The following is a 12,051-nucleotide window of genomic DNA, read 5'->3' as shown; positions in this document are numbered from 1 at the left end:
CCACCTGCCACCGGCAGGTCGAGCTCAATCGTTGTAAAGGTCGATGATCGCGTTCACTACCTGCGCCTTGCTCTTGCTCGCGTCGTTACGGGCCTGCTCGATGCTGTTGAGATATGCCGCATCCACATCGCCGGTGACGTACTTGCCGTCGAATACCGCACAATCGAAATTGTCGATCTTCACCTTGCCGCCCCCGACCGCCTCGATCAGATCCGGCAGATCCTGATACACCAACCAGTCGGCGCCTATCAGGTCGGCCACCTCTTCCGTGGTGCGGTTATGGGCGATCAGCTCGTGCGGGCTGGGCATGTCGATGCCGTAGACATTCGGGTAACGCACCGCTGGCGCCGCCGAACAGAAGTAGACGCTCTTGGCGCCAGCCTCGCGTGCCATCTGGATGATCTGCTTGCAGGTCGTGCCGCGCACGATGGAGTCATCCACCAGCATCACATTCTTGCCGCGGAACTCGAGGTCGATGGCGTTGAGCTTCTGGCGCACCGACTTCTTGCGCGCTGCCTGCCCCGGCATGATGAAGGTCCGGCCGATGTAGCGGTTCTTGACGAAACCTTCGCGAAACTTCACCCCGAGCCGGTTGGCCAACTCCAGCGCTGCGGTACGGCTGGTGTCGGGAATCGGGATGATCACATCGATGTCGTGGTCCGGGCGCTCGCGCAGGATCTTGTCGGCGAGCTTCTCGCCCATCCGCAGGCGCGCCTTGTAAACCGAGATGCCGTCCATCAGCGAGTCGGGACGCGCGAGGTAGACGTGCTCGAAGATGCATGGCGCGTACTTGGGATCGGCGGCGCACTGGCGGGTGAAGAGCTTGCCGTCGGTCGTGATGTAGACCGCTTCGCCCGGAGCCAGATCACGGATCAAGGTAAAACCCAGCACGTCCAGCGAGACGCTCTCGGAGGCGATCATGTACTCCACGCCCTGGTCGGTATGACGCTGACCGAAGACGATCGGACGGATCGCGTTGGGATCGCGGAAACCGACGATGCCGTAACCGGTGATCATCGCTACCACCGCATAGCCGCCACGGCAACGCTCATGCACCTTGGTGACGGCAGCGAACACGTCTTCCTCGGTTGGCTGCAGTTTTCCACGCACGGCCAGCTCATGGGCGAATACGTTGAGCAGCACCTCAGAATCGGAGCTGGTGTTCACATGACGCAGATCGGACTCGTAGATTTCCTTGTTCAGCTGAGCCACGTTGGTCAGGTTGCCGTTGTGCGCCAGGGTGATGCCGTACGGCGAGTTCACGTAGAACGGCTGCGCCTCGGCGGAGCTGGAACTGCCGGCAGTGGGATAGCGGATATGACCGATGCCCATGTTGCCGACCAGCCGCTGCATATGCCGCTGCTGGAAGACATCACGGACCAGACCGTTGTCCTTGCGCAGGTACAACCGGCCGTCATGACTGGTGACGATACCGGCCGCATCCTGCCCGCGGTGTTGCAGTACGGTAAGCGCATCATAAAGCGCCTGGTTGACGTTCGACTTACCGACGATGCCGACGATGCCACACATGCAGGACAACCTCTTGAAATGTTACTGGCAGATCCGAGTGCTGCGCGAGGCGCCTCACCTGTTTGATCTCTCAATCAACCCGAGACGCTTGGCGCCCCGGAACCCCACTGACCACTGAAGCCGAGAATGAAATTCTTCGACCAGTCGGCGACCAGCAGAAAATGCGGCAGCAAGACCGACTCACGCCACCAGATATCTTCCTGGACCGGCGCCAGGCTCAATAACCCCACCGCCACCACTACCAGCAAGCCGCCCCGTGCTGCGCCGAAGACCATGCCGAGGAAGCGATCGGTGCCGGAAAGGCCGGTGACACGAATCAGTTCGCCGATAAGGAAATTGACCAGCGCGCCTACCAGCAGCGTCGCCACGAACAAAAGTATGCAGGCCGCGATGACCCGCGCAGACGGCGTGCTGATGTAATCGGCCAGATAGTGGGACAGCGCACCGCCAAACATCCAGGCGATGACCCCGGCGATGATCCAGGTGAGCAGCGACAACGCTTCCTTGACGAAGCCGCGTCTCAGACTGATCAGGCTGGAGACGGCGATAACGGCGATAGCGGCCCAATCGACCCAGGTGAAAGTCACGTCAAGTTCTGCAAAGAAGGAAGGCGGCGCATTTTAGCAGAGCGCCGCCCTGCCGGTAAGCGCGCGTTGCACACCCCCGGATGAAGAGTATCGGGATCAGCCGTTTTCCGGCTGGAAGCGCACCACGAAACCATCGAGCTTCTGCTGGCTGTGCAACTGGTCGCGCAGACGTGTCGCCTCGTTGCGTTCAACCAGCGGGCCTACGAATACACGGTTGAGGCCGTCGGCGGAACGGACGTAGGCGTTGTAACCTTGCGAACGCAACTTCTTCTGTAAGGCTTCGGCGTTTTCACGGTTGGACAGACTCGCCAGCTGGATCGACCAACTCACCGGCAGCGAATTGGCATCCAGACGCGGCTCGGCTGGCGCAGGCTTGGCGGGTTCGGCCGCGGGCGTGGCCGGAGCCGGGGATGGTGCAGGCGCAGGTGCTACAGCAGCCGGTGGCTCGGGTGCCTGGACGGTTGGCGCGATTGGCGTCTCGGCGATGACCGGCGCCGTCTCTGATGCGCCCTCTTCGATGATCTCGTAGTTTTCCGGAACAGGCTCGGGCTCGGGGACCGGCGTGGGCTGCATCTCGATCGTCGGCGCGCTGGGCGTTTCTGGCATCGGCGGAGCCTCGACGGCGACCTGCCTGCCGCTTTCCTCGCGATTGAACAGCATCGGAACGAATATTACCGCCAATGCCAACAGCACCAGAGCGCCTATGATGCGTTGCTTGAGCCCCTTGTCTAGCACAGCCATGCCTCCTATTCCGCGTGCCGCTCGAGCCAGTCAAGCGCTTCGGCGACGCAATAAAAAGATCCGAACAGCAGTATCTCGTCTGTCGCTTCGGCTCGCTCGCACTGGGCCTCCAGTGCCGCCGCGACGCTTGGATATGAGTCGACTTCGGCGCCCCGCTGAAGCAGCTCTGCATGCAGTTCTGCGGCCGGCCGTGACCTTGGCGAATCAAGCGGCGCCACGGCCCAAGCATCGACCGAGGGTAGCAGCGCATCGACGACGCCAACAAGGTCCTTGTCGCAGAGCAGCCCGAACACGGCCAGACGTCGACCGGTGATCGACTCCTGCGCGAGCCGTCCCGCCAGGTAGGAAGCGGCGTGGGGATTGTGGCCCACATCAAGAACAAGATTCAGCGCGCGGCCCTTCCATGACACCCGTCTGCGCTCGAATCGCCCGCTGACGCGAGTCGAGGCCAGTGCCGGCCCGATACGCTCGGCCCGCCACTCCAGCCCCAGCAGCAAGAAAGCCTGCAACGCCAGCGCGGCATTTTCGACAGGAAGTGTCAGTGGGGGCAAATGATCGAGGGCAAGCGAGCCCCCATCAGACGATCTACCGCGCCACGACCAACCCGAAGCGTCTTTCCGTAGGTCGAAGTCGACCCCACGCCGCAAAAGCGAAGCCTGACACTCGAGCGCGGCGTCGATAAGCGTCTGAGGAGGATTCGAATCACCACATAGAGCAGGCCGACCAGCACGGAAAATTCCCGCCTTTTCCACCGCAACGCTGTCGCGGCTGTCGCCGAGCCACTCGGCATGGTCCAGGCCGATATTGGTGACCACTGCGACATCGGCGTCGATCAGGTTGACCGCATCGAGCCGCCCACCCAGCCCGACCTCGAGCACGGCAGCGTCAAGCCCGGCGCGCTCGAACAGCCAGAACGCCGCAAGGGTGCCCATTTCGAAATAGGTCAGGGAAACCGGGCCACGGGCCGCCTCGACCGCGGTGAAGGCCTCGCAGAGCGCGGCGTCCTCGGCCTCGACCCCATTCACCTGCACGCGCTCGTTATAGCGGCGCAGATGCGGCGAACTATAAACCCCGACCTTCAAACCATGCGCGCTAAGCAACGAGGCGATGAACGCACAGGTCGAGCCCTTACCGTTGGTGCCCGTAACCGTGACTACCAGGGGCGCCGGCCTCGTCAGGCCCAGCGCCTCGGCCACCGTACGGACACGGTCCAGCCCCATGTCGATAGCCGAGGGATGCAGCTGTTCGAGGTAGCCAAGCCATTGGCCGAGGCTCCTCGCGGTCATGCGCTGGCCGTGACCTGCGCAGGGGCGGCCGGACTCGGCAGTTGCTGCAGCTGTGCCAGCAGGCGGGACAGGCGTGGGCGCAATTCGGTGCGCGGGATGATCATGTCGATGGCGCCGTGCTGCAGCAGGAACTCGCTGCGCTGGAAACCTTCAGGCAGCTTTTCACGAACCGTCTGTTCGATCACCCGCGGACCGGCGAAACCGATCAGTGCTTTAGGCTCAGCAACGATTACGTCGCCGAGCATCGCCAGGCTCGCGGAAACGCCGCCGTACACCGGATCGGTCAAAACGGAAATGAACGGTAGCCCCTCCTCGCGCATGCGCGCCAGGACAGCGGACGTCTTGGCCATCTGCATCAGGGAAATCAGCGCCTCCTGCATGCGGGCACCGCCAGAAGCGGCGAAACACACCAGCGGGCAACGTTGTTCCAGCGCGGCATTGGCGGCACGCACGAAGCGCTCCCCAACGATCGCACCCATCGAGCCTCCCATGAAGGAGAACTCGAATGCACAGGCCACGACCGGCATGCCGGTAAGCGTGCCGCGCATCGCTATCAACGCGTCCTTCTCCCCGGTCTGCTTCTGCGCGCCGGCCAAGCGATCCTTGTATTTCTTGCTGTCGCGAAACTTGAGCCGGTCTACCGGTTCCAGATCCGCACCGAGTTCCTCGCGCCCCTCGGCATCGAGAAAGATGTCCAGACGCGTGCGTGCATCGATACGCATGTGATGCTGGCATTTGGGACAGACATCCAGCGTCTTCTCCAGCTCCGGCCGGTATAGCACCGCCTCGCAGGACGGACACTTGTGCCAGAGCCCTTCGGGCACGGAGCTCTTCTGCGCCTCGGAGCGCATGATCGAGGGGATCAGCTTATCTACCAGCCAGTTGCTCATGCTTTGATTCTCCAAATGCGTTCTACTCGAGACCTCTAGGCCCGAGAGCGGATTCTCGTCGCGGCGGGCCTCGCCCTCCGCTCGCGCGCTCATGCTGCAGCGCATCAACGGCACCGTCTGGCGATGCCTAAAAAACTGTCGGTCCATCCCGACGACCCGTACTGGACGGTCGCCGTATCTCAGTCGTCACATGCCTGGCGTACGCGCCGGACAAATTCCCTGACCAGTTCGGCATCTTTGATGCCCTTGGAGGCTTCGACGCCGCCACTCACATCGACGGCATAAGGCCGAACCTGGCGGATCGCGTCGGTTACGTTCGCCACCGTCAGTCCACCGGCCAGAATCAATGGCTTGCCCATGTCTGAAGGAATGCTCGACCAGTCGAAGACCTGACCCGTTCCGCCAGGTACCCCGGCCACGAACGTGTCGAGCAGAATGGCGCTTGCACCGCTGTATCGGGCGATTTGCGCGGACAGATCCTCCCCAGCACCGACTCGCAGAGCCTTGTACCAGGGGCGATGGAAGCCAGAACAGGCCTGCGGCGCCTCGTCTCCGTGAAACTGGAGCACATCGAGCGGCACCGCCTCGAGGATTTCCGCGAGCTCGCAGCGGCTAGCGTTGACGAACAGCCCGACGGTGGTGACGAACGGAGGAAGCGCGGCGATTATCCGCCGTGCCTGGTGGATATCGACGGCTCGCGGGCTCTTCGAATAGAAAACCAGCCCAATGGCGTCCGCACCGGCGTCGGCAGCCGCCAGCGCATCTTCGACACGGGTGATCCCGCAGATTTTGCTTCGAACGATGGACAATTAACCGATACCTGAGCACCAAAGCACCGGATGGTAACAAAAGACGATCCTGCTGCAAGGCCCACATCGAGGCGCTGGCAAGCAGTGCGTCCTAAATCACCTGTCAACGGCGCAATCGGGCAGCCAGGACAAAAAATGCGGGCCCAAGTATCGCCCGGGCAGCTCGAACTCTGCCGGATACTCGACCTGCACCAAGTAGAGACCATAAGGATGCGCGGTCACGCCTCCGGTGCGCCGCACCCGCGACTCGAGCACCTCGGCGGCCCATTCGATCGGGCGCTCCCCGCAGCCGATGGTCATCAGCACGCCGGCGAAATTGCGCACCATGTGATGAAGGAAAGCGTTGGCACGTATGTCGAGGATGATGAAGCGCCCATACTGCATCAACTCGAGGTGGTGAACCGTCTTGATCGGCGACTTCGCCTGGCACTGCCGTGCACGGAAGGCGCTGAAGTCGTGAGTTCCCACCAAGGCGCGTGCCGCCGCCTGCATGCGAGCCACATCCAGAGGACGATGGTTCCAGGTGACCTCTTCAGCCATGTGCGCGGGGCGAATCTGGTCGTTGTAGATCACATACCGATAACGCCGCGCCATGGCACTGAATCGCGCATCGAAATGAGCCGGCATCTCACGCGCCCACGTAACGCTGATATCAGGCGGCAGGTTCATGTTGGCCCCCATCACCCAGGCATGCATGCTGCGCTCGACAGGCGTGTCGAAGTGCACCACCTGACCGCTCGCATGGACCAACGCGTCGGTTCGACCGGCACAACTGAGCACCACGGGATGGCCACCGGCGACTTTCGATATCGCTTTTTCGAGCGATTCCTGAACAGACGGCACACCGGCTCGCTGGCGTTGAAAGCCCCGATAGCGAGACCCTTTGTACTCGACGCCAAGCGCTATTCTGGAAACGCCAACGGCAGCCTTATCGGCTGCCGTTGCAGGTACTGCGTGAGACATCAGGCCAGGCGGGCGAGCATTTCGCGCGCCTCTTGTTGCTGGCTGTCGTTACCTTCGCCAATGACCTCATCGAGAATATCGCGCGCCCCTTCGGCGTCGCCCATGTCGATATAAGCTCGGGCAAGGTCGAGCTTAGTGGACGTCTCGTCAGTCCCGGAGAGGAAGTCGAAGTCTTCGCCAAGATCATCCATCCCGGCGGCAGGCGCAGCCGGAGACAGGCCGGCAGCGTCGTCACGGGATTCGTCGATCCCCTGAGACAGCGCTTCGAGCTCGGCATCCACCTCATCCAACTGAACGGCGAAGTCCTCCTGCGAAGCGGTTTCGGTCGCCAGCTCATCGTCGAGCGACAGATCGAAATCGTCCGGCAGCTCGGCAGAGCTCTCGGCCTGCGGCAGATCGAAACTGAATTCATCCGCACTCTTGCCGCTTTGGGGCGCCTCGCTCAGGTCATCGTCGAGACTCAACAGGAAGTCGTCACCTGCAGTCGATTCAGTCGACTTGGGCTCGTCTTCAAGATCGAACGAGAAATCGGAGCCGGCGTCCTTCGATGCAGCAGCCGGTTTGGTCTCGTCGTCCAGACCCAGATCGAAGGAGAAATCATCCTCGTCGCTGGGGACGGATGAAGAAAGATCGGTCTCCCTGTTCAGAACCAGCTCATCGCTGGTACGCGCCGCGCTGGACTCATGCTGAGCAGGCTCGTCGGCCAGATCCAGCTCGTCCAGATCCAGCGCGAACTCGTCGGTGTCGAGCGTCGAGTTGGACTCTGCAACAGGCTCGTCGAGCTCCAAATCATCAAGATTCAGGCTGTCGTTCTGCTGATAGGCAGCCGCGGCATAACCAGCAGCGGCGGCAGGCGCAACGAGGCCCATCGTCGGGTATTTACTCTTCAGCTGCTCGATCCCGGCATTGGCGCCGCCGATCTCCCGCAACTCGGCTTCCTCACGGGCAAACCCGTCCCGATCGCCCAGCTCTGCGTAAACTTCCATCAGCTTCAGGCGCAACTCGCTGCGATGCGGTTCGTCGTTCAGCGCATTTTGAAGCAGCTCTGCAGCCTGATTGAAGCGGCCATAGGCGATATAGATATCGGCTTCGCCGAGGGCATCGCCCGTTTGCGCAGTTACCTGCTCGGAGGCGAGTGCAACAGGCGCAGCATCTTTCTGCGCCGCGTGATCATTAACGCTATCGAATCCGCCACTCGGGAACGCCTGCTCGGAAGCATAGAAGTTGGAACGCTCATCTTCTGCGAAGCTATCCTGCAGCTCGGCTTCCTTCATCGCGTTGCGACGCGACAATGCCATTAGACCGACCAGCAACAGCAGCAGCGCACCACCACCGATGATGCCGAGCATCATCGGATTGTCGAGGATTCCCGGCTCGGGCTGCTGCTGGGCTGCCGGAGCAGGGGCAGGGGCCGGTTGCGGCGCAGGTTTTGCTGCAGGCGCCTGGGCTACCGGTGGCACCGAGGATTCGGTACCGGACATGGCTGCGCCGGCTGGATCAGCCGGCGCAGCCATGTCGCTGGAGTCGGCTCCGTCATCGGTGCCGGGCGGTGTCGCGTCACTGGACGCTCCCGGCGGCGCTGCCGTCGAAGGCGTACCGGCTTCGTACTGCCCGGCATTCTGCGGCGGGTTCGCCGCAGCGCCTTCCGCAGCCAGTTGCGCCTGCAGTTTGGCTAGCTGATCGTCCTTCAGCTGCATCAGTCGCTGCAGTTTTTCCAGCTGCCCTTGCAGATCGCCCAGGCGGCCCTGAAGGTCGGCGTTTTCACGGCGGCTGGAGTCCAGACTCTCCTGAGTCACGGCGAGCTTGTCACTGAGCGCCTTCGCATCGGCGCCAGTACCACGATCGCTACCTGAAGTAGAGGCACCGGACTCCGGTGCGACCAGGCGTAGATTGTCACCGGTCTCGCTGCGCGAAGGCGCGGCGCCTGCCGTGCTGCGCTGGGTGGCGTCGAGCTGACGACCCGGGGCAGCTATGCTGCGACCCTGACGCCAGGCAGCGTTCTGCTCGGCGACCTGAGCGATGGCCTCAGCCTGATTGCGGCTACCGACCTGCTCGGCGTTGGGCAGACGCAGCACCTGGCCGCTCTTCATGCGGTTGATGTTGCCATCGATGAAGGCGTCCGGATTGAGATCCTGAATCGCCAGCATGGCCTGATGAACAGTGCCGCCCTTGCGGGTGCGTTCGGCGATATCCCAAAGGGTGTCGCGTGCCGACGTCCGGTATTCATCGCCCTGCAGCCCAGCTGGCGCGGTCGAACCACTGGTCGAGGGAGCTGCAGCACGTGGTGCCGGTGCGGGAGAAGCAGGACGGCTGGAGGTCTGCCGAGGTGCCTGCGAAGCGATAGGCAGTTGCGGCGCAGCGGCAGCGGCGGTTTCAGGCGAATAAAGCGGCGGATCCAGCAGCAGCGTGTATTCACGCAGCAGCCGCCCATTGGGCCAAAGGATCTCTACCAGGAAATTAAGATAAGGCTCGCGAACCGGTTTGCTCGAGGTGACCTGAATGACGCTCTTGCCATTGGGACGCAAAACGGGGGTGAACTTGAGGTCAGTAAGGAAGTACTGACGATCGACGCCGGCCTTGTTGAATTCTTCAACCGAAGCCAGCGAGGGAATCACTTCTCCGGCGGCGAGACTGCTGGAATCGAGCAACTCGATCTCGGCTACCAGCGGTTGATTCAACGCCGATTGCAACCTGACCTCACCGAGCCCTAGCGCATACGCCATTTCGGAAGTCAGAGCGGTAGCAGCCGCTATTGCCAGCACCAGATTGCGAACCCGAACCATAGTGAAATCCCTTGTTTAATCTTTTTCTTCTCAAACTTCGAGAGAGCTCGTTAGTCACTGCCTGCCCGTCTTGCGGCGGTTCCCCGTCAGCGATCAGCTAAGCCAGTATTGTCAAACTAGAATCGTTCTTCAATTTTTCGGTAAGTATCTTTTACAGATAGTGTTTTATCAACAACTCACCGGTCTGCACGGCGTTAAGTGCAGCCCCTTTTCGCACGTTATCAGACACAATCCACAAATTGACTTGGCGTCGATCATCATGCCCATGACGCACCCTGCCAACATGCACCACATCCTGACCTATTGCGTCACCCACGACGCTCGGTTGCTCGCCGATGGCCGCCAGCTCCAACCCCGGAGCCTGCTCCAGTGCCTGCGAGACAGCATCAAGATCGACCTCGTCTGCACAGAGCAGCGACACACTCAGGCTGCTTCCAAAGAAGACGGGCGCCAGTATGCAACTAACCGCAATGGGTAATAGCGGCTTGTCGAGCAATTGCTTGAGCTCGTTCGCAAACCGTTTTTCAAGGATGGTATGGCCATCCGCTTCAGGCGTGTCGTCAGCCCCTAATAAGTTGAAGGCGACCTGCTGGCCGAACACGCGTGGCTCCAGCGGCCGTGCATTGAGCAGCTCGGCGGTCTGCCTCGCCAGTTCATTGACCCCGCGGCGTCCGCGAGAGGACACCGGAACGCAAGCGGTCACGGTGATACGCTCGAGACTCAGCAGATCGAGCAGAGGCGCAAGCACCACTGCCAACGCGGTGGCTTCGGGGGCCGGCGAGCTGACGCAGACTGGCTTGCTCATCGAGGCGAGCCGTTGCGCGTTGAGCTCGGGCACGACGCATGGCAGCGCAGCAGAGTTCTTGCCGGAGGTCACGTCTATCACTGCGCAACCGGCCTGGCGCGCGGCACCGAGGTAACGATCGAGCAATGCCACTTCACCCGCAAAGAACACCAGGCCGACCTGATTGAAATCGAACTGGGCTACATCGCGAACGCGCAGATTGCGGCCCTTGTAGGGCAGGCTCTGACCGATCGAGTCACCCTCGTCGATCACATGCAGGTCGCCAATCGGAAATCCTCGTTCTTCGGCTATTTCCACCAGGGCCTCGCCGATAGCGCTGGCCGCGCCTGCGATGGCCACATGAACAAGCTGCGACATGAGCGTCTCCTGTTATTGAGCGACAGGCACTGTAGCGATTTGGCCACAGGCTGCAAGCGATTACGGCGTCCGGCCGGATTGGCAAAAAAAAACGCCACGGCAGGGCGTGGCGTTTCGATGTGGCCGATGCAGGCGCGATCAGCGCTCCAGGAGGATCCGCAGCATGCGACGCAGCGGCTCCGCAGCGCCCCAGAGCAGTTGGTCGCCGACGGTGAATGCACCCAGGTAATGCGAGCCCATGTTGAGCTTGCGCAGGCGCCCGACCGGTACGTCCAGGGTGCCGGTGACCGCTGTCGGCGTAAGGTCGCGAATGCTGTCTTCGCGGTGGTTGGAGACCAGGCGAACCCAGGGATTGTGCTGGCTGATCAGCCCCTCGATGTCCGAAATCGGCACATCCTTGTTCAGCTTGATGGTCAGCGCCTGGCTGTGGCAACGCATGGCCCCGATGCGCACGCAGATGCCATCGACCGGAATCGGGTTCTTGAAACGCCCGAGAATCTTGTTGGTCTCCGCCTGCGCCTTCCACTCCTCGCGGCTCTGCCCATTGGGCAGCTCCTTGTCGATATAGGGAATCAGGCTGCCGGCCAGCGGAACGCCGAAGTTGTCGATTGGGAAGCCTTCGCCACGCTGTGTCTGGGCGACCTGGCGATCGATTTCCAGGATCGCACTGGCAGGATCAGCGAGATCGTCGGCCACCGCCGCATTGATCGCACCCATCTGACGGATCAGCTCACGCATGTTCTGCGCGCCGGCGCCGGAGGCGGCCTGGTAGGTCATTGCACTCATCCACTCGACCAGACCAGCTTCGAATAAGCCGCCGAGGCCCATCAACATCAGGCTGACGGTGCAATTGCCGCCAATGTAGTTGCGTGTACCCGCATCGAGCTGCTGGTCGATCACCCGACGGTTGACCGGGTCGAGAACGATCACCGCATCGTCCTGCATGCGCAGCGCCGAGGCCGCGTCGATCCAGTAACCCTGCCAGCCGGCTTCGCGCAGCTTGGGGAATACTTCGTTGGTGTAGTCGCCGCCCTGGCAGGTCAGGATGACATCGAGCCCCTTGAGCTCATCGATGCTGTAGGCGTCCTTCAAGGGCGCGGTGTCCTTGCCAATCTCCGGGCCCTGCCCGCCCACGTTGGACGTGGTGAAGAATACCGGCTCGATCAGGTCGAAATCCCGCTCTTCGAGCATCCGCTGCATAAGCACGGAGCCGACCATGCCCCGCCAACCGATCAGACCTACACGTTTCATCGCACTACACCTTTATTGAATGTGTCGCCCCGCAGTCGGCACCCCCGTG

Annotated in this window: 10 protein-coding genes; all 10 read right to left on the bottom strand. The window is 61.9% G+C overall.

Annotation, left to right across the window (positions count from 1 at the left end; translation table 11 throughout):
• Positions 1-24: 24 nt before the first annotated feature.
• The 10 genes from purF to asd all read right to left on the bottom strand — a co-directional run bounded on the left by purF (position 25) and on the right by asd (position 12,002).
• On the bottom strand, positions 25-1,530 hold the full coding sequence (gene purF / locus G7026_RS14450) for an amidophosphoribosyltransferase (RefSeq protein ID WP_181071619.1): 1,506 nt from the start codon (positions 1,528-1,530) through the stop codon (positions 25-27).
• A gap of 74 nt (positions 1,531-1,604) precedes the next feature.
• Positions 1,605-2,117 carry a CvpA family protein gene (locus G7026_RS14445; protein WP_181071618.1) on the bottom strand — a complete coding sequence of 171 codons (513 nt, stop codon included), beginning with the start codon at positions 2,115-2,117 and terminating at the stop codon, positions 1,605-1,607.
• A 96-nt stretch (positions 2,118-2,213) separates the two neighbouring features.
• The gene (locus G7026_RS14440; protein WP_181071617.1) at positions 2,214-2,858 is read right to left on the bottom strand and encodes an SPOR domain-containing protein; all 645 of its coding nucleotides are present in this window, start codon (positions 2,856-2,858) and stop codon (positions 2,214-2,216) included.
• A gap of 5 nt (positions 2,859-2,863) precedes the next feature.
• Positions 2,864-4,144: a bifunctional tetrahydrofolate synthase/dihydrofolate synthase gene (gene folC, locus G7026_RS14435; RefSeq protein ID WP_181071616.1), complete on the bottom strand. Its 1,281-nt coding sequence runs from the start codon at positions 4,142-4,144 to the stop codon at positions 2,864-2,866.
• Positions 4,141-5,034, bottom strand: a complete 894-nt coding sequence (gene accD, locus G7026_RS14430) for an acetyl-CoA carboxylase, carboxyltransferase subunit beta (protein ID WP_181071615.1) — start codon at positions 5,032-5,034, stop codon at positions 4,141-4,143. Before accD ends, folC begins: the two co-directional genes overlap by 4 nt.
• Before the next feature lie 179 nt (positions 5,035-5,213).
• A complete protein-coding gene (locus G7026_RS14425; protein WP_181071614.1) occupies positions 5,214-5,843 on the bottom strand; it encodes a phosphoribosylanthranilate isomerase in 630 nt (209 codons plus the stop codon).
• A gap of 96 nt (positions 5,844-5,939) precedes the next feature.
• A complete protein-coding gene (gene truA, locus G7026_RS14420; protein ID WP_181071613.1) occupies positions 5,940-6,806 on the bottom strand; it encodes a tRNA pseudouridine(38-40) synthase TruA in 867 nt (288 codons plus the stop codon).
• Positions 6,806-9,589, bottom strand: coding sequence for a FimV/HubP family polar landmark protein (locus G7026_RS14415; RefSeq protein WP_181071612.1), 2,784 nt, complete (start codon positions 9,587-9,589; stop codon positions 6,806-6,808). The genes truA and G7026_RS14415 overlap by 1 nt, the downstream gene beginning before the upstream one ends.
• A 151-nt stretch (positions 9,590-9,740) precedes the next feature.
• Positions 9,741-10,751 carry an aspartate-semialdehyde dehydrogenase gene (locus tag G7026_RS14410; RefSeq protein WP_181071611.1) on the bottom strand — a complete coding sequence of 337 codons (1,011 nt, stop codon included), beginning with the start codon at positions 10,749-10,751 and terminating at the stop codon, positions 9,741-9,743.
• A gap of 138 nt (positions 10,752-10,889) precedes the next feature.
• Positions 10,890-12,002: an aspartate-semialdehyde dehydrogenase gene (asd, locus tag G7026_RS14405; protein ID WP_181071610.1), complete on the bottom strand. Its 1,113-nt coding sequence runs from the start codon at positions 12,000-12,002 to the stop codon at positions 10,890-10,892.
• Between the last annotated feature and the right edge of the window lie 49 nt (positions 12,003-12,051).

Source organism: Stutzerimonas azotifigens, from assembly GCF_013522725.1.
Lineage (GTDB): Bacteria > Pseudomonadota > Gammaproteobacteria > Pseudomonadales > Pseudomonadaceae > Stutzerimonas > Stutzerimonas azotifigens_A.
The sequence above is the reverse complement of the archived record's forward strand: the minus strand, read 5'-3'. Positions and strand labels throughout refer to the sequence as shown.